The following is a 17,208-nucleotide window of genomic DNA, read 5'->3' as shown; positions in this document are numbered from 1 at the left end:
ATAGCCGATAGTGCCGAATGGCCTCGCCTGCGTCCCGGCGGCGAGGAGCTGCGGCCCGCGGTCGGGGATCAACTGGGTGCAGGGGCGATCGCCGCGGCGCGGTGGTGCCGGTGTTGACCGGCGGAGCATTCGTCGTCGCCGCCCGATGACCTCCACGCGGTCACCGGGGCCGAGCGCTAGGGGTGCGGTCCGATCAGCGCGATCGCGGATTCGACCGCCACCTCGACCATGCCGCCGATGTCGCCGCCGTCTTCCACGGTGGTGGCGATGAGTTCCCGGAAGCCGCCGAACAGGATGGTCGCCACCTGCCGGGACGGCGGCCGCAGTCCGGCGGCCGCGAATTCCGGTGTGTCGGTGAGTTTCTGGATCAGGGCGATGAACGCTTCGCCGACCTCGCGTTGTAGGTGACGGGCGTCCTCGCCGAGGGCGGGGACGACGCGGATCCAGCTGAGGGTGATGGAGGGATCGTCCTGTGCGGTGCGTATCCACGCTTCGATGGCGTGGCGCACCTGCGTGCGCCACGGCATGTGCGGGTCGACCGCGGCATCGATCTGCTGGATCGTCTCCTTGTTGCGCTCGGTCAGCAGGGTGATGAAACAGTCCTGTTTGCTGGTGAAGTGCTCGTAGAAGGTGCGGCGCGAGGTGCGGGCGTGGCGGACCACGTCGGCGACGGTCGAGTCCTGGTACCCGCGTTCGCGCACGGCGACGGCCATGGCGTCGAGCAGGCGGCGGCGAAACCCGGAATCCGGGCCGTTGTCGGCGGACGTGCGGGGTACGGGCTCGGCGCGGGTCACGAGAATCAGGCTAGTTTCTCCGCTCGGGTCACCACGCCCGGCCCGAGGCACACCGCGTGCGGGTGCCGCGCACCGGTGCGCGGTCAGGCCGTCACCTGCCCAGGATCGCGCCCCCGCACCACGGCATGGGCATCGTCGGCCGGTGCGTCCGCGCCGGTGAAGCGGATGGTGCCGTCGTCGATGCGGCCATAGCGCAGGGTGAGCACATCGTGGCCGTAGCTCATCCCCAGCCGCCACGGGGCCCGGGAGCCCGCCTTGGGGAAGCGGTCGATGTCGCGCAGCACGTAGCCGGCCGGGAAGTCCAGCAGTGGCTCGGGCGCCACGGCAGGGTCCGGCCACGGGGTGGTCTGCCGGTAGCCGCCCGCGTCCATGTGTCGCAGCAACCGGCAGACGAACTCGCTGACCAGATCGGCTTTCAGCGTCCAGGACGCGTTGGTGTAGCCGATGGTGAAGGCGAAGTTCGGTACTCCACTGAGCATCATTCCCTTGTAGGCCATGGTCTGGGGCAGCGCGACCTCGTGTCCGTCCACCGCGAGCCGGATGCCGCCGAGTGCGAGCAGTCGCAGGCCGGTGGCAGTCACCACCACGTCGGCGTCGAGTTCGCGCCCGGAGGCCAGGCGCAGCCCGGTCGCGGTGAACGTGTCGATGCGATCGGTGACCACCGTGGCTCGGCCGTCGCGGATCGCGCGGAACAAATCCCCGTCGGGCACCAAGCACAGCCGCTGATCCCACGGCTGGTAGGACGGTTTGAAGTGGGTGTCGACGTCGTAACCGTCGGGCAGTTGCTTCACGGTCAGATCGCGGATGAACTTCCGCATCTGCCGGGGCCGCCGCCTGCTGAACTGGTAGATCAGCGTGCTGATCAGCACGTTCTTCCAGCGGACGACCGTGTATGCGCGCCGCGGGCCCAGCAGTCGCCGCAGCCGGTCGGCCACGGTGTCGCGGGCGGGGACGGGCAGGATGTAGGTGGGCGAGCGCTGCAGCATCGTCACCTGTGCGGCGGTCCGGGCCAAGGCCGGTACCAGGGTCACGGCGGTGGCGCCGCTGCCGATGACGACCACCCGCTTGCCCGCGCAGTCCAGGTCCTGGGGCCAGTGCTGCGGATGCACCAGTCGGCCGGCGAAGTCCTCGACGCCGGCGAAATGCGGTGTGTAGCCCTCGTCGTAGCGGTAGTAGCCGCTGCACACGAGCAGGAAGTCGCAGGTGATCACGCGCGTGTCGCCGTCGTGTTCGGCCAGGACGGTCCAGCGGGACTCGGCGCTGGACCAGGACGCTTCGGTCACCCGATGCCCGTAGCGGATGAATCGGTCGATGCCGGCGTCGGCGGCGGCGTCGCGGATGTAGCGCAGGATGGCGGGACCGTCGGCGATGGCCTCGGCTCGAGTCCACGGGCGGAACCGGTATCCGAGAGTGTGCATGTCGGAGTCCGAGCGCACGCCGGGGTAGCGGAACAGATCCCAGGTGCCGCCGAGGTCGTCGCGTGCTTCGAGGATCGCGTAGCTGCGGGCGGGGAACGCCGCCTGCAGGTGGTGGGCCGCGCCGATACCGGACAGGCCTGCGCCGACGATCAGGACGTCGAGGTGTTCGCTCATGCCGGTGCTCCCGTGGTGTCGCGGTTACGCAGGCGGCGCTCGAGCAGCGCGACCACACCGTAGTAGTGGGTGGGCGTCACCCGCGCCAAGAGGTCGAACAGATAGGCGTCGGGTCCGACGAGGATGCGGGACTTGCCGTGTTCGACGCCGCGGCGGATGATTTCGGCCGCTTTCTCCGGCGTGGTGAGCGTCAGCGCCTCGAATTCCGCCGCCATCTGCTCGTGCGTGCGGCCCCGGCCCTCGGGGTCCTTGCGGACCCGGGCGTTGCGCGCGATGTTGGTGCTGATACCGCCGGGATGGACGTTCACCGCGGACACACCGGTGCCGCGCAGTTCCTGGCGCAGGGCGTCGGTGAAGCCGCGCACCGCGAATTTCGCCGCGCAGTAGGCGCTTTGGTTGGGCATGCCGAGCAACCCGAACACGCTCGAGGTGTTGACGATGACGCCGTGATCCTGCTCGACGAGGATGGGCAGGAAGGCGCGCGTGCCGTTGACGACTCCGTCGAAGTTGATCCGCCGCAGCCATTCGTCGTCCTCGGGAACGGCGTCGAGCACCGAGGCCGAGACCGCGACACCGGCGTTGTTGAACACCGCCGCCAGTGGCGCGGTCAGCCAGTCGCGGACCTCGTCGGCGAAGGCGAGCTGGTCGGCGGCGTCGCGCACGTCCAGGACCCGGGTCAGTACCGGGCCGGTGAGCGCGGCGGCGGTTTCCTTCAGCCCGGCCTGATCGATATCGGCGATCGCGACGGGGGAGCCTGTGGCCGACAGCGATCGGGCGAGACTGCGGCCGATGCCGGAGGCCGCGCCGGTGATCATCACCGGGCGGCCGGACAGGGGCCTACGGGTGCGGGGCATCGATGCTCCTGGTTTCAGAGGTGCGGATGTGTTCGTGGATGAGGTCGGCGAGACTCGGCCACACCGCGGCGGGCAGGTCGTGGCCCATGCCCGCCAGGGTGTGCAGGCGTGCGCCGGAGATCGCGCGAGCGGTCGCGGTCGCGCCGGTCGGTGCGACCATGAGGTCGCGGTCACCGTGCAGGACCAGTGTCGGGGCGGTCACCGCGCGCAGTTCAGCGGTCCGGTCACCGGATTTCAGGATGCCTGCCAACTGACGACCGACGCCCGCGGCGGGGGCGGGATCCCGGTCCCAGGTCCTGGCCGCCGTCGCGCGCACCGCGGACTCGTCGAACGGGTATGCGGCCGACCGGATGTGCCGGTATATGCGCACGGCCCGGTCGATGTGCTCGTCGCGGGTGCGGGCAGGTCTGCTGAGCATCAACCTCCAGGTCGACCACGCCGGGCGCCCGACGCGCGCGGCGCCGGTGGTGGACATGATCGAGGTCAATGAACCGACCCGGACGGGATGGCGGGCGGCGACGGTCTGGGCGATCATGCCGCCCATCGACATACCGACCAGATGCGCCCGGGGCAGCTCGAGCGCGTCGAGCAGGCCCACGGTGTCGGCGGCCAGATCGGCCAGCGTGTACTGATCGCGGTGCCAGCGCCGGGCCAGGAGATCGACCGGGCCCGGTGGCGGGAAGTCGCCGTGCGTCGAGCGGCCCACGTCGCGATTGTCGAAACGGATGACGTGGTATCCACGCGCCACCAGGAGCTCGCACAACCCGTCGGGCCAGTCGTGGAGTTGCTGGCCGAGCCCGGCGACCAGGAGAAGCGGGATCCCGCCCGTGCCGTACTGCTCGTAGGCCAGGGTGACGCCGCCGCCGACGTCGGCGAATCGCTCGCTCATGCCGTCGCCTCGGCGGCGCGGTCGAGCGCCGGGACACCGGGTCGCGGGGTGCGTCGGTGCACGACGGCGCGGCCCTTCTCGGCCGGGGCGAGGGCGACGCCGCGGAAGTGCGCGCGTTCGTCGCGGGCGTCTGTCGGCTCCAGCGTGAAATCCCGCAGCAGGGTGCGCAGCACGACGTTCATCTCCATCGTGGCGAACGCGGCGCCGATGCACCGGCGGCTGCCGCCGCCGAACGGGATCCAGCTGAATGTGCCGGGCCGCACGCCGAGGAAACGATCGGGGTCGAAGGCGCGGGCATTCGGGAACAGCTGCTCGTTGTCGTGCATCAGCCGGATGCTGACCAGGACCTTCTGCCCTTTCGGCAACGTCCAGCGGCCCAGCGGCAACGAGTCGGCCCGGACCTGGCGAATGGTGGCGTCGATGACCGGGCGCACGCGCTGTACCTCCAGCAGTGTCGCCTCGCGCAACTGCGAGCCCCCGGCATCGGCTTCGGCGACCAAGCGGCGCAGGATTTCCGGGTGCCTGCGCAGCCGCTCGATCGTCCACGACAATGTCGTCGCCGTCGTCTCGTGCCCAGCGGTGAGCAGGGTGAGCAATTCGTCGGCGATCTCGCTGCGCGACATGGCGGAGCCGTCGTCGTAGCGGGCTTGCAGCATCATCGCCAGCACGTCGTCGCGCTCGTCGATTCCGTCGCGGACCGCGCGGTCGATGAGCATGCCGACGATCTCGTCGTAGCGGCGGCGATATTGCGCGAACCGGGACCAGGGACCGAATCTGCCCAGCGCCCGCTTGGGTACCGGGATCGCGGCCAGGGCCGATCCGATCAGGACGAGTTTGGGCAGCAGCTCGCGCAGTTGCTCGAATTCCACTCCCTCGGCGCCGAACACCGCCCGCAGGATCACGTTCAGCGTGATCCGCATCATCGAGTCCATCGTCGCGAACTCGCGGCCCGACGGCCACGACGCCATCTCGCGAACGGTTTCGGCTTCGATCAGCGATTCGTACACGGTCAGCCTGCGGCCGTGGAAGGGCGGGGTGAGCAGTTTGCGCTGCTTGCGGTGTTCGGCGCCGGTAAGGGCGAACAACGAACCCGGCCCGAGGAACTGGCCGAGGTTGATGTCGATGTTGTCGACGAGATCGGCGCTCGCGGTGAACAGGGCTTTGATCTCGGCGGGGTCGGCGAGCACGACCGACCGTCCGAATCGGGGCATCTGGATGGTGAAGGCCGATCCGTAACGGTCGTGCATGCGGCGCCAGGTCCGGGTGCGCCCGGTCAGGATCTGCAGGTTCTGCACGATCGCCGGGGTGGATGGCCCGTCGGGAAGTCGCACAGCGGGCATAAGCCCACCTCCTCGTGTGGTACTTCGATGTACCACACGCACGGTACGCTCGTGTACCACGCTGTGACAAGGCTTACACGAAGGTGATCCCGCCAGCGGGCGGACGCGGCCACTGGCGATCCAGCGCTTCGGGATCACGCCACGTCCCACAGTTCGGCGCTATGGACAGCCAGCAGAGCACCGATGCGGCCGAGCGCTTCGGCGGCCGCCAACGGGGCGAGGCGGCGGCCGTCGCGCAGGCGCAACGCCACCCTGCCGGCTGCGGCCTCCTCCGCGCCGATGATCGCCGAATACGGCACGAGGCGGTGATCGCGGATGCGTGAGCCGAGGCTGCCGCGATCCGGCGGCGCGACCACCACGCGCAGCCCGAGGTCGCGGCAGCGGCGCTCGAACTGCGCGGCGGCTGCCTGCTGGGCCTCGGTCACCGGCAACACGACCAACTGGGTCGGCGCCAGCCAGGCCGGGAACCGGCCGCCGTGGCACTCGATCAGGTGGGCCACGGCCCGCTCGACGCTGCCGACGATGCTGCGGTGCACCATGACCGGCCGGTGCGCGGCGCCGTCGGCGCCGGTGTAGCGCAGGTCGAACTGCTCGGGTTGATGGAAATCGACCTGCACGGTGGACAGGGTGGACTCCCGTCCCGCGCTGTCCCGGACTTGCACGTCGATCTTCGGCCCGTAGAACGCGGCCTCGCCTTCGACCGCGTCGTATCCGAGGCCGCAGTCGTCCAGGACCGCAGCGAGCAAGGTGATCGACCGCTCCCACAATGGCGGCGCGGCAACGTATTTCCCACCGGGCCCGGGCAGCGACAACCGGTAGCGGGCGGCACGGATGTCCAGCGCGGCATAGGCGTCGGCGATCATCGCCAGCGCGCCGGCGACCTCGGCGGCGGCTTGATCGCGGGTGCAGAAGATATGCGCGTCGTTGAGCTGGATCCCCCGTACCCGGGTCAATCCGCCCAGCACGCCGGACAGTTCGGAGCGATACATGCCACCCAGTTCGGCGATCCGCAACGGCAGTTCGCGATAGCTGTGTGCGCGGGAGCGAAACAGCAGCGCATGGTGCGGGCACAGGCTCGGGCGCAACACCACTTGCTCGCCGCCGAGATCCATCGGCGGGAACATATCTTCCCGGTAATGCCCCCAGTGCCCGGAAATCTCGTAGAGTTCGCGTTTGCCGAGCACCGGCGAATACACATGGCGATAGCCCCCGCGGCGTTCGGCGGCGCGGATGTAGTCCTCCAGGGCTTGCCGCACGGCGGCACCGTCCGGCAGCCAGAACGGCAGGCCGGCGCCGATCAGCGGGTCGGTGTCGAACAGATTCAGCGCACGGCCGAGGATGCGATGGTCGGGCATGGTGGTCTCCTCGTCAACAGCGGGCGAGTGACCACGAGACGAAGCCCCAGGGCACTCGCCCCGGGCTCGGACAAACGTGGATCAGCGCGCCGGGACGGGTTCCGGCGTCGTCGTCGCAGCAGCGCGCTTCACACCGATGACGGTAGCAGCGGCAGCCGCCGCCACGCATGGGAGTTTTGCGGCGGACGAAGATCGCGAAGTGCCCACCGGCGTGACGGCTTTGCCGCATAATCGGGTTCGATTGCCACGCAATGACATCGGGGGTCGATGAGCACGCGCAGAGCGTTGCTGCAAGCGGGAATGGTCCTCCCGCTGGCCGCCGCGTGCGCGCCGGATCTGCTGTTGGGCAGCTCCGACGCGGTGCGCGTGGGGGTGTCCTGGAGCGGGCAGGAATTGGCGGCCTTCCACACCGTGCTGGCCGGACTGGACCTCGGCTTCGCGGTCGAAGTGATCCCCCTCGGCGACAACACCGACACCGCGTTCACCGCAGGCGGCCGGTCCGCGCCGGACGTGGTGTTGCTTCCGCAGGCAGGGCGGGTGCGCGAACTCGCCGAACGACACGAACTGCGGCCTGTCGCCGAAACGGTGTGGACCGACGAACTCGGCCCCCGCTACGCCCAGCCCTGGCAACAGTTGCTGCGCTACGAGGATCGGCTCTACGGTGTGCCGTTCAAAGCCGCGGACAAGTCGCTGGTGTGGTTCGACCGCCAGCAGTTCACCACCCACGGCCTGGGTGAACCGGCCGCCTGGATGCTCGGGGACTGGGTCGACCGGATGGAGGTGCTCGCCCAGACGCCGATCCGCCTGCTCGCGCTGGCCGCCGCCGACGGATGGGTGCTGACCGACTTCTTCGAGAACGTGTTGCTCGCCGAATCCCCGCGCATCTACGACGAATTGGCCTCCAAGGACAGCCGCGAGTGGGACAACCCGGCGGTGCGCGCCGCGTTCGGGCACCTGGGGGTGTTGTGGGGGCAACGCCACGCCTTCCCCGGTGGCGTCGGCGTCGCATTGACCAGGCAATTCTCCGACGCTGTCCGGGATGTGTTCCAGCACCGCCGCGCCGCGGCGGTCATCGCCCCCGACTTCGCCGAACCCATCGTGCGCAGCGCGGTCCGCGCCTCCGGGCGCGAGGTCGAAGACGCCGTAGGCGTCGTGCCGTTCCCGGCGGTGACCGCCGCGTCGGTGCGGCCGAAGATCGTCGGCGGCGACGTGATCGTGGTGACGCAGCAGGCGAACCCGCGCGCCGGCGAACTGGTCGAGAAACTGGCCGGGGACCGCGCCCCGCTGCCGTGGATCCAGCGCTACGGTGGTTTCCTCGCGCCGAACCTGCGCACCGAGGCCGACTACTCGCCGCTGCTGGCGCCCTCGGCGCGGGAACTCGCCGCCCGCAGCACCTTCGATCTGTCCGACCGGATCGGGCCGGTCGGGGGCAGGGAAGGGCTGTGGCGGGCGCTGACGGAGTTCCTCATCGCGATCGGTGACGGTGCGCAGACGCGGGTCGCCGACGCCACCGCACGCGCGATCGCCGCGCTGGACGACGTCGAGCAGCGCCGATGACCTCACCCCCGGATTTCGACGTCAACGGTCTGCGCATCGAGCTGGCCACCCGCCGCATGCGCGGACCGCTGGTTCCCGGCGGCAGGCCACGGCGGTGGCTGGGTTGGCTGGCGGGACTGCCCGCGACGGTACTAACGGTCGCGCTGTTGGCGCTGCCCGCCGGGTGGACCGTCCTCATCGCCGCCCGGGCACGCCCGATAGAGGTCCTCGCGTGCGCGGTCGTCGCAGCGAGTGCGCTGCTGCCCGCGGTGCTGCGCAGACGGTTGAAGGCGCCGCGGAGACGAATCCTGGCGTGGGTCTTCGCGATCGGCGGAACCGTCGGCGGGCTGTGGCTGCTGGGCGGCACGATGACCGTCGACGGCCGGGGCGCCTACCTGCGCACGCTGCTGTGGGTGGCCTTCGGGATCGGGCTGCTGATCCTGGCGCTGGCGATCGCCTGGTGGGGGCGGGCGGCGCGATGGCTGTGGCTGCCGCTGATCGTGCCGTTCGGCGTGTCGGCGTTCGTGTCCGGGGTGGCGTTCCGGGTGATCTTCGGCAACGGCGCCCGATGGCTGGACCTCCAGGACGTCGGGCTCTACCGGTGGTGGCTGGCGGCGATGCTCGGCTCGGCGTTCCTGTGGACCTGGCTGGGCTTCCTCACCGCGTTGTTCCGCGCGGGAATCCATGCGATAGAGGCTGATCCGGCCCGCGCCGGGTACCTCTATCGCGACGACGGCAGACCGCTGGCGATCCGCCTGTACGAGTTGCTGCGCCCGGTGCTGTTGATCGCCGGGCTGGCCGTGGGGGTCGCGGCCGCGCGCGTGTTCGACGTGGTGCTGATCGGGGTGCCCGGGGCCCTCGAGTACCAGGTCGACAGTGCGACCGTGCATTGGTGGCGGCTGGCCGCCGACGCCGACCCCGGCGTCGCCGCGGCCTACACGCTGCCGCTGGCGGTGCTGGTGGGCGCCGTCGCCTGGCTGCTGCAAGTGGACGTGCGCAGGCATCGCGCGAGTTGGTCGGCGGTGCGCGCGATCTCGGTGGCGGGACGGCGGCGCATCGGCCCCGGGCGCGCGGCGGGCATCGTGCTGGTCTCGCTGCTGGTGCTGTACCCGATCGGCGTACTCGCCTACACCGGGCTGCGCGGACACGAGGGCTTCGGATTCTCCGCCGTCGCTCTGGTATTGGGCGACGACGGCCTGTGGCGCTCACTGCAGACCACCGCCTGGGTCGCGGGGATCGCGACGGTGGTCGTGGTGACCGCGGCCGTTCCGGTGGCCTACCGACTGGCCGCGCTGCGACCCAACGGCACCGCCGCCCGACTTGCGGTCGTGGCCCTGGTGGTGCTCGCGGTGATCCCCGCGCAGACCTACCTGGGGCCGCTCGACGGTCTCGTCGACGCCTATGAGCTGTCGGGAACGCGGATTCCACTGATCCTCGTGCATGCCGCCGCCGGACTGCCGGTCGCCATCCTCGTGCTGCGCGGCGCGATGCTCGCCCCACCGGGCAGCACGGCCTCCGACGCCCTGCACGGTTTGGCCAGTCCGGGCACCATCGCCCAGCGTGTGCTGGCCTCGTCCGGGCCCGCGCTGGGGGCGGTGGCGGTGCTCGAATTCGTCCAGGTGTGGAACGACTTCTTCATCGGTCTCGTGGTCAGCGGAGCGGGCGCGAGCCCGTGGTCGCTGCTGCTGTGGGGCGAAGCGCGGCAATTCGGTGAGAACATCGCGCAACTGGCCGCGGGAGCGCTGGTATCGGCCGTGCTGCCGGTGGCGCTGCTGCTGGTGACCTGGCGGCGCTGGGTCGTGCCCGGGTTGACCGGTGGAGTGCTGCGATGACGCGGCCCCAGCCGGTCGCCACCGGCGTGGCAAGGGAGGAACCGGGTGAGTACATCGACCGAACCCACCGAACCGGTCGGGCAGACCGCGACGCCGCGATCGTCCATCTGGATCGGTTTTCTGGGCACCGCGTCGCTGGTCGCCTACACCGTGCTGTTCGAGCTGGTGCGCACCCTGGTGGTGAATTCGTTCGGCGAGAACGCCCTCGTGCAGTTCTTCAACGGGCCGCTGCGCTGGTTGTCGGTGCTGTTCATCGCCGCGGCCGCGACCTATGCGCTGTCCCGGTTCGCCCGCGGTTATCGCACCAAGGTGCGCACCGCCCGTGAAATGGACCTGATCGCCGGTCTCGTCGAACCGGGCCCCGCGTTGGCCGACCGCAGACCGCGGGTCGCCGCGCCATCCCCGCGGGAAGTCGCGACGCTGAACGGGCATCTCATCGCCGCGGTGCTGCGGGACCTGCCGGTGCACGACTACGAAACCGTCGCGTTGCTGGCAGTGCTGAACGCCATTCGGGACACGCCGGGGCGGTTGCCGCTGGCGAGGGAACCCTCGGCGCGCACCGCGGCAAAACTGCTGGAGGGTCTGCTCCGCCGCGGGGTCCTCGCCCCCGATGGAGCACAGCGGTTCTGCGTACATCTGGTGCCGGCGTCGCCGGATCGCGCGGCGGTGACCGCCGGACCGCAGTGGGCAGCGGCGCTCACCGCGCTGCTGCACCACTACGCCGATCGAGCCGGCCGCTGGGCGATCGCGCTGGAGTCACGGCGCTTCGCCGTAGGCGCTCGCCGCTGGTTCGAGACCGAGGAACCCTACCTGCGCGGCCTTGTGGCCGCGTGCGCTGCGGCAGCGAACACGGAGACCGAGCCGGGCGTGGAATTCCCCCCGGTAGCGGTCGGACATCTCATCCGCCTCGGCCACGCCTTGGACGTGTGGTACGCCCGAAGCGGTCTGGGAGAGAACGAGAATGGCGTGGCCGACGACCTGCGATCACTTCCCGGCATCGACGAGCTGAACCGCGACCTGGTGAGGCTGCGGGCGGGTCGGCTGCGCGCGCGACCGCGGGGCTATCGGCCGCGGCGGTTGTCCACGAGCTTGGCCGCCCGCTGGGAACATCAGACGGCGCTGGGCCTACTGGCCACCGCGGCGCCGGATCTCGACAAGGTGGCCGACCAGTTGGAGGCCGCGTGGTGGCTGCTGCCGCGCGACGACGTCGCCGGCGAGGTGTGCGCCCTGATCAATCTCGCCGTCGTGCACATCCGGCAAGGGCGCCTCGACGCCGCGCAGGATCGGCTCGAACTCGCCGAATCCCTCACCCGCGCCGGCCTCGATCCCGACGGACGCGCCCAGACCCACGAGACCATGGGCGCTCTGTGGTGGGCCCGCGGCGAACCCCGCCGAGCCCTGCGCTGTTGGCAACTCGCCCTGACCGGCTACCGCGCTCTCGACGACGACCCCGGCATCGGCCGCTGCCTGCAACACCTCGGCGCCGCGATCGTCGCCGACCCCGATCACGCCACCCTGCTGCTGCCCACCGACCCACCCCTCACCCGCACCGAGGCCCTGCGCCAGGCCACCGGATGGCTCGCCGAAGCCCGCCGCAGGCATCCCGGCGCCCGGCACGTCGAATACTATGCCGCACAAGCACGTTCGAGTATCCGCGCCGATCGCGGCTTTCTCGGCCTGCTCCCGGCCCGCCGCCGCACCTCCCTCACTCACATCGAGCAGTGGCCCGATCCCCTCGAAGACCACGCCCACCGGCCGCACTCCGACCGCTGACCTTCCCGCTCCTCGTGCCCACCGAGGTCGGCGGGCACGGCCCGGCTCGTCCCGTGAGGGGGTCGCGGTAGTAATCGCGCGAAAACGATGACAATGGCTTGGCCAGCGGTGATGTCGCGGCCGTCGTGGTTGAAGCCGCGAAGACAGCGGCGTGATGACAGGATGCGGCATAGTCGAAGAAGATCCGAAGGAAGATGTCGGACGCGGTCACAACGCGCTGTCAGGCCGCTGTGACGCGGTATTCGGCGCAGGCACCGAGTACGAGGCATGGCTGAGGAAGGGTGCAATGACGAGGGTGATCCGCGCAGCGCTGGCGGCGCTGGCGATCGTGTCGGCTACGGTGGGCTGCAACGAGGACCCGGCCGCGAACGTCGTGCACGATAACACTGTGAACCGAGTATTGCCCGAGGGCGAATCACTGCTGCTGCGGACAGATTTCAGCGACGACGCGGCCTGGCGCGAGACACTCGACGCAGTGAATCAGTTCTATGACAGCGAAGGCGTCGAGTACGGGCTGACCGTTGTCGACTCCCCTGACTTCCAGGCAGTGACGACCGGAGACCTCGAGAAGCTGCTCACATCGCAGTACTACGTGTACATCGTCGACGAACTGACCGTCCGCGATCCGGAGCATCCGATCCTGGCAGTCGACAACAGCGGCGGCGGTGAACCCGGCGCAGGCCTGCCGACTTTCCGGATCCTGCCGCGTGAAGTAGGTGAGGTCGAGGTCAACCTCACGCTTGCGAACATGGACTTCGAGGACTTCGCATCAGCCGTAGATGCGGACGGGGTGTTTCGCGGCTTCTGACGCCAGGCCAATCGCGGTGCAAAATGCAGAGCTTCCTGCCACATAACGACAGCAAACCTCCCGTGTCCGCGTGCAAGGAGCCGATCAACCGCGTCCGCCAAACCGGCCCCCGAGAGGGACGACCCGATGCTCGAACAGCCCGACGGCGACGCCGATGACACATTCGAGCATCGCCCGCCCGCTCCCGACTACTGACAGTTCCGTTCGTCGGATCCGTCGCCACAGTCGTCGTCGCCGTCGCACAGCCATTGTTTCTGAACGCACCTGTCATTGTCGCATCTGAATTCGTTCGGCTCGCACGGGAATTTGCCGCTGTGGCATTCGCTGCGGGCTCCGTCTGGGTCGAATTCGAAGGACACCAGCGTCTCTGTGTCGACGGGTGCGGCGGGTCCGGCCATGGCCGGTGCCGACACCAGTGTCAGCCATATCGCGGTGGCCCCTAGAGCTGTTGCGAGCACAGAAACGACACGAATCCCGACGACGGTACGAGGAATCATGGTGGTCCTTTCGCTGGGAGTGGTGCCAGTGCCCCGATCAACCGGTCCAGCGTAGAAGCCGGCCGGCAGTCCTGCCCCGCACTCTCGATCGCTGCGGCGATTCGACATTGCCGACGGTCAGCGTGCGGAATTCGGCCGGTCTGCTATGGCGCCGCGGCCGTGCCTGCGCGCCGCGCGGTCGAGCGCCGCGTGCAACTCGGCGAGGTTGCCCGGCCACCAGTACGCGCCGAGCGCGCGCAGCGCACCGGGGGTCAGGTGATGCGTCTCGGCCGCACCGAGTTCGGCCGGCATGGCGTGGGTTCGGCCGAACCGCAATGGACCGAAGCGCCCTGCAGGCGTCCGCCGCGCCTGGCGAATGCGTCGCCACCCGGGGGGTGAGGATTTTAGAAACATGGCGTTGCTATCATGCGGACATGATGTTTCTAACCTTCGTCGGCAGGTGGCCGAGATGTTCCTAGCCATCCGAGAACTGCGCTTCGCCTGGGTCAGGTTCACCCTGGTCGGCGCGGTGATCTCGCTGATCGCCGTCCTGATGGTCATGTTGTCCGGCTTCTCCGAGGGCCTTGTCCGCGACGGTGTCTCCGGACTGCAACAGCTGCCCGTCACCTCCTTCGCCTTCGCCGAAGGCGTGCACACCGATTCCGCGTTTTCCCGCAGCGTCGTCGACCGAGACGCCGTGCAGAAATGGGCCGCGCAGCCCGGCGTCGAACATGCCGCGCCCTTCGGCAACGCACTGGTCAACGCCCGCAGCGATGCCCACGTCGATATCGATCTCGCGCTGTTCGGCGTCGAGCCGGACTCCTTCCTCGCACCGGCCGTCTCCGAGGGAGAGAGATTGGGCGCGGCGGACGGAATCGTGGTCAGCCGAACCGCGATCGAGAAAGGGCTGAAGATCGGCGACGCCCTCACCGTCGATCGGGTCGGGACGCGGCTGAAGGTGGTGGGCGCGCTCGGCGGCCAGCACACCTACGGCCACGTCGATGTCGCCTATGTGCCGTTGCCCGTGTGGCAGCAGATCCGATCCGGAGTCAAGCCCGGTGACCCGGTGCCCGAACATGTCCACCGGGAGATCACCGCCGTCGCCGTGCGGACCGGCGACGCCGACATGGACCTCGCGGCCGGTGACACGGCAGCCGGCACGAAGAGCCTGGCGCTGAAGAAGTCGTTCGACGCATCCCCTGGCTACAGCGCGGAGACGTTGACCCTCACCATGATTCAGGTCTTCTTGTACGCCATCTCTGCGCTGGTGGTCGGCGCGTTCTTCACCGTGTGGACCATCCAGCGGCGTCAGGAACTGGCCGTGCTGCGCGCGATGGGCGCGTCCACCGGCTACCTGCTACGCGACGCACTCACCCAAGCGCTGATCATCCTGGTGCTCGCGGTGCTGGTGGGTTTGGGCGCGGGCGTCGTCCTCGGCAGCCTGATGGGCTCGGCCGTTCCGTTCTCGATGACCGCCGCCGCGATCGGGTCGGCGGCGGCACTGCTGGTCGTCCTGGGTCTGGCCGGAGCGGCCGCCGCCATCATCCGGATCGCGGCCGTCGATCCGCTCGTCGCCCTGGGAGGTAGCCGATGACCGGCACAACCGTCGACAACGCCAATGCGGACGGCCTGGTGATGCGCGAAGTCACCCTGCGGTTCGGCGACGGCGACGAGACCGTGCTGGCGTTGGACAATGTCTCGCTGACGGTCGCACCCGGCGAATTCGTCGCGGTGGTCGGCCCGTCGGGCTCGGGCAAGTCGAGCATGCTGGCGGTTGCCGGCGCGCTCACCCGGCCCGATGCGGGAACGGTCACCGTGGCAGGGCAGGACATGACAGTGCCCGGTCGCAAGGCGCGCGCTCGCCTGCGCCGAGAGCTGGTCGGCTTCGTCTTCCAGTCCGGCAATCTCATTCCGGCTCTGGCCGCCGCCGACCAGTTGCGGCTACCGGCGCGACTCGGAGGCAAGGCCACCGCCCGCGACCCGCTTCGACTGCTGGCCGAGGTAGGGCTGGAGCAGAAAGCGAACCGTCGTCCGCATCAGCTCTCCGGCGGGGAACGGCAGCGGGTCGGCATCGCCCGTGCGCTGGTCACCGCCCCGACGCTGCTGCTGGTGGACGAGCCGACGGCGGCCTTGGACCGAGCTCGGAGCCGAGAAGTGGTCGAACTGCTCGCGAAGGAGACCCGCGCGCACCGCGCGGCCACCGTCATGGTCACCCATGACCACGACGTGCTGAGCCATTGCGACGGCGTGTACGAGATGATCGACGGAAAGCTGACGCGGATCGACTGATCTCCGCCGCACCGTCACGCCGAGAAGGGGAGCACTCGCTTATGCCGAAGATCCAGGCCGCCACCGTCGCGGAGCATCGCGCCGCGCAGCGCCGGGCCATCCTGGACGCGGCACGCGAGCTTCTCGCCGAAGGGGGGAGCGAAGCGCCGGGCCTTGCCGCTGTCGCCGAGCGAACGGGCCTGGCGCGCCCCAGCGTCTACCGCTACTTCCGGTCTCGCGAGGACCTGCTGGAGGCCGTCATCGCCGACAGCTTTCCTCGCTGGTCCACCTCGGTCGCCGAAAGGATGGCGGGGCTGGACGATCCCGGCGCGCGCGTCCTTGCCTACGTCGATGCCAACCTGCATCTGGTCGCCGTGGGCGAGCACGCGGTCGTGCGGGGCCTCGCTGCGGTCGTTCCCGGCGAACGGCTGGCCGAGGACAGCAGGGTCCTGCACGAGCAACTGCGCGTGCCGCTAACCGAAGCGCTGGCCGACCACGGCGCCGACGACCCGGAGGGAATGTCCGATCTGATCCAGTCCATCGTCCTGGCGGCCAGTCGCATGATCGAGAGCGGCGCGCACGAAGCACACGTGCGTGCGCTCGCCCACCAGTTGCTCGAGCCGTATCTGCGCACCGGATAGGCGCCGACTTCCGATTCCGGATGCCTTCGTGTGAGGGGGGGTATACACCGAGCAGCCGTGTGCGACGCAGTCGAGTCCGACGCTCGACTACTTCTACCGCGCATGCCGGCAGGAACCGAGCCGAGACCGTGAGGGGACGACATGCGAGGACTCTTTTCCGCGACAGCGCTGGCCGCCGCAGCGCTCGTCGCTCGACACCGGGCGCTGCGCTGGGGTGCCACCCCCGAGGAGGTCGCCGCGGAGTACCCCGGCGACGCGCTGATTCCGAATCCGTCCGCCCGCTCCACCATGGCGACCACCCTTCCGGCGCCTCCGGAGAGAGTGTGGCCTTGGCTGGTCCAGATGGGCACCGATCGCGGCGGCTTCTACAGCTGGGACCGGCTGGACAACGGGGGAAAGCCCAGCGCCAACGAGATCGTGCCGCGGTGGCAGGAATTGCGCGAGGGTGACCGGGTGAACGCCACGCCTGACGGCCGCGCCTACTTCACAGTGGCGCTGATGGACCGTCCGTCGCATCTGGTTTTGCGCAGCGACTTGGAGATCCCCGGCGGACACCCGTTCGATCCCCGAGGACCGTTGCCACGCAGGTTCACCCAGGGAGCTTGGGGCTTTCATCTCGGCGCGCTCCCGGAGGGCCGCACCCGATTGGTGGTGCGGACCGTGGGCCGTGACGCCCCGCGCCCGCTGATGGCCGTCTTCGGATTCCTCGTCGGCGAGCCGGCCCATCTGATCATGCAGCTGCGCCAGTTCGGCAACCTCCGCCGCCGGGTCGGCTCCGGCATAGTGGTCTCCGGTACCTGACCGTCGGCTGCCGCGGTGCCGGTCGTTCGCTTGGCCCGTGGCGAGCCGGGGCCCCGGGCGGAGCGAGCGGTGGGTCACCACCCGAGTCCGCCCGAGGTCGGCGCCGTCATGCCGCGGGGGGCGTCAACACCGTGTCGATCAGGTACACGGTGGCGTTCGCGGTCTGGAGTCCGCCGCAGATCACACCGGCATCGGCCACTTTGAGGTTGTCACCGCTGCCGGTCACAGTGACCGAGGAGCCCTCGACTG

15 protein-coding genes and 1 pseudogene are annotated in these 17,208 nt (G+C 69.7%); 8 read left to right on the top strand and 8 right to left on the bottom strand.

What is annotated here, in order from left to right:
- Window positions 1-176: 176 nt before the first annotated feature.
- The 6 genes and pseudogenes from NA8_RS29215 to thrS form a co-directional block, all read right to left on the bottom strand.
- Complete coding sequence (locus NA8_RS29215; protein ID WP_245664050.1) at window positions 177-794, bottom strand: TetR/AcrR family transcriptional regulator; 618 nt, start codon at window positions 792-794, stop codon at window positions 177-179.
- 83 nt (window positions 795-877) lie between these two features.
- Window positions 878-2,386 carry a flavin-containing monooxygenase gene (locus NA8_RS29210; RefSeq protein WP_063053541.1) on the bottom strand — a complete coding sequence of 503 codons (1,509 nt, stop codon included), beginning with the start codon at window positions 2,384-2,386 and terminating at the stop codon, window positions 878-880.
- Window positions 2,383-3,240 (bottom strand): SDR family NAD(P)-dependent oxidoreductase, encoded by an 858-nt coding sequence (locus tag NA8_RS29205; protein ID WP_063053540.1) that lies wholly within the window; start codon window positions 3,238-3,240, stop codon window positions 2,383-2,385. Before NA8_RS29205 ends, NA8_RS29210 begins: the two co-directional genes overlap by 4 nt.
- Complete coding sequence (locus NA8_RS29200; protein WP_063053539.1) at window positions 3,224-4,129, bottom strand: alpha/beta hydrolase; 906 nt, start codon at window positions 4,127-4,129, stop codon at window positions 3,224-3,226. The genes NA8_RS29205 and NA8_RS29200 overlap by 17 nt, the downstream gene beginning before the upstream one ends.
- Window positions 4,126-5,469, bottom strand: coding sequence for a cytochrome P450 (locus NA8_RS29195; RefSeq protein ID WP_063053538.1), 1,344 nt, complete (start codon window positions 5,467-5,469; stop codon window positions 4,126-4,128). Before NA8_RS29195 ends, NA8_RS29200 begins: the two co-directional genes overlap by 4 nt.
- Before the next feature lie 134 nt (window positions 5,470-5,603).
- Window positions 5,604-6,827, bottom strand: a pseudogene (thrS, locus tag NA8_RS29190) (threonine--tRNA ligase); the annotation flags it as partial.
- Window positions 6,828-7,091: 264 nt separating this feature from the next.
- Between thrS and NA8_RS29185 the strand changes: the two are divergent.
- From NA8_RS29185 to NA8_RS29170, 4 genes are all read left to right on the top strand, one after another.
- Window positions 7,092-8,381 carry an ABC transporter substrate-binding protein gene (locus tag NA8_RS29185; RefSeq protein WP_063053536.1) on the top strand — a complete coding sequence of 430 codons (1,290 nt, stop codon included), beginning with the start codon at window positions 7,092-7,094 and terminating at the stop codon, window positions 8,379-8,381.
- Window positions 8,378-10,192 carry a hypothetical protein gene (locus tag NA8_RS29180; RefSeq protein ID WP_063053535.1) on the top strand — a complete coding sequence of 605 codons (1,815 nt, stop codon included), beginning with the start codon at window positions 8,378-8,380 and terminating at the stop codon, window positions 10,190-10,192. Before NA8_RS29185 ends, NA8_RS29180 begins: the two co-directional genes overlap by 4 nt.
- 45 nt (window positions 10,193-10,237) lie before the next feature.
- Window positions 10,238-11,965, top strand: a complete 1,728-nt coding sequence (locus NA8_RS29175) for a tetratricopeptide repeat protein (RefSeq protein ID WP_063053534.1) — start codon at window positions 10,238-10,240, stop codon at window positions 11,963-11,965.
- A gap of 286 nt (window positions 11,966-12,251) precedes the next feature.
- On the top strand, window positions 12,252-12,773 hold the full coding sequence (locus NA8_RS29170; protein WP_063053533.1) for a DUF6924 domain-containing protein: 522 nt from the start codon (window positions 12,252-12,254) through the stop codon (window positions 12,771-12,773).
- Window positions 12,774-13,387: 614 nt separating this feature from the next.
- Here NA8_RS29170 and NA8_RS33240 read toward each other — a convergent pair.
- Window positions 13,388-13,561, bottom strand: coding sequence for a hypothetical protein (locus NA8_RS33240; RefSeq protein ID WP_174550154.1), 174 nt, complete (start codon window positions 13,559-13,561; stop codon window positions 13,388-13,390).
- A 157-nt stretch (window positions 13,562-13,718) separates the two neighbouring features.
- Here NA8_RS33240 and NA8_RS29160 point away from each other — a divergent pair, with 157 nt between their 5' ends.
- The 4 genes from NA8_RS29160 (at window position 13,719) to NA8_RS29145 (ending at window position 16,959) form a co-directional block, all read left to right on the top strand.
- A complete protein-coding gene (locus tag NA8_RS29160) occupies window positions 13,719-14,843 on the top strand; it encodes an ABC transporter permease (protein WP_063053559.1) in 1,125 nt (374 codons plus the stop codon).
- Window positions 14,840-15,538, top strand: a complete 699-nt coding sequence (locus tag NA8_RS29155) for an ABC transporter ATP-binding protein (RefSeq protein WP_063053531.1) — start codon at window positions 14,840-14,842, stop codon at window positions 15,536-15,538. The genes NA8_RS29160 and NA8_RS29155 overlap by 4 nt, the downstream gene beginning before the upstream one ends.
- Before the next feature lie 41 nt (window positions 15,539-15,579).
- On the top strand, window positions 15,580-16,158 hold the full coding sequence (locus NA8_RS29150; RefSeq protein WP_063053530.1) for a TetR/AcrR family transcriptional regulator: 579 nt from the start codon (window positions 15,580-15,582) through the stop codon (window positions 16,156-16,158).
- A gap of 141 nt (window positions 16,159-16,299) precedes the next feature.
- The gene (locus tag NA8_RS29145; RefSeq protein ID WP_063053529.1) at window positions 16,300-16,959 is read left to right on the top strand and encodes a hypothetical protein; all 660 of its coding nucleotides are present in this window, start codon (window positions 16,300-16,302) and stop codon (window positions 16,957-16,959) included.
- A gap of 106 nt (window positions 16,960-17,065) precedes the next feature.
- On the opposite strand, the gene NA8_RS35370 is transcribed toward NA8_RS29145, so the two are convergent.
- Window positions 17,066-17,208, bottom strand: a 143-nt coding sequence (locus tag NA8_RS35370; RefSeq protein WP_369690276.1) for a fasciclin domain-containing protein, incomplete at its 5' end; no start/stop codon positions are given.

The organism is Nocardia arthritidis NBRC 100137, assembly GCF_001612765.1.
Classification (GTDB): domain Bacteria; phylum Actinomycetota; class Actinomycetes; order Mycobacteriales; family Mycobacteriaceae; genus Nocardia; species Nocardia arthritidis.
The sequence above is the reverse complement of the archived record's forward strand: the minus strand, read 5'-3'. Positions and strand labels throughout refer to the sequence as shown.

Bases quoted from the DNA above. Each gene is read 5' to 3' on its own strand.
- NA8_RS29145 (WP_063053529.1), top strand. From the start codon at position 16,300: ATGCGAGGACTCTTTTCCGCGACAGCGCTGGCCGCCGCAGCGCTCGTC.
- NA8_RS29205 (WP_063053540.1), bottom strand. From the start codon at position 3,240: ATGCCCCGCACCCGTAGGCCCCTGTCCGGCCGCCCGGTGATGATCACC.
- NA8_RS29195 (WP_063053538.1), bottom strand. From the start codon at position 5,469: ATGCCCGCTGTGCGACTTCCCGACGGGCCATCCACCCCGGCGATCGTG.
- NA8_RS29170 (WP_063053533.1), top strand. From the start codon at position 12,252: ATGACGAGGGTGATCCGCGCAGCGCTGGCGGCGCTGGCGATCGTGTCG.
- NA8_RS33240 (WP_174550154.1), bottom strand. From the start codon at position 13,561: ATGCCGGCCGAACTCGGTGCGGCCGAGACGCATCACCTGACCCCCGGT.
- NA8_RS29210 (WP_063053541.1), bottom strand. From the start codon at position 2,386: ATGAGCGAACACCTCGACGTCCTGATCGTCGGCGCAGGCCTGTCCGGT.
- NA8_RS29185 (WP_063053536.1), top strand. From the start codon at position 7,092: ATGAGCACGCGCAGAGCGTTGCTGCAAGCGGGAATGGTCCTCCCGCTG.
- NA8_RS29200 (WP_063053539.1), bottom strand. From the start codon at position 4,129: ATGAGCGAGCGATTCGCCGACGTCGGCGGCGGCGTCACCCTGGCCTAC.
- NA8_RS29155 (WP_063053531.1), top strand. From the start codon at position 14,840: ATGACCGGCACAACCGTCGACAACGCCAATGCGGACGGCCTGGTGATG.
- NA8_RS29180 (WP_063053535.1), top strand. From the start codon at position 8,378: ATGACCTCACCCCCGGATTTCGACGTCAACGGTCTGCGCATCGAGCTG.
- NA8_RS29160 (WP_063053559.1), top strand. From the start codon at position 13,719: ATGTTCCTAGCCATCCGAGAACTGCGCTTCGCCTGGGTCAGGTTCACC.
- NA8_RS29150 (WP_063053530.1), top strand. From the start codon at position 15,580: ATGCCGAAGATCCAGGCCGCCACCGTCGCGGAGCATCGCGCCGCGCAG.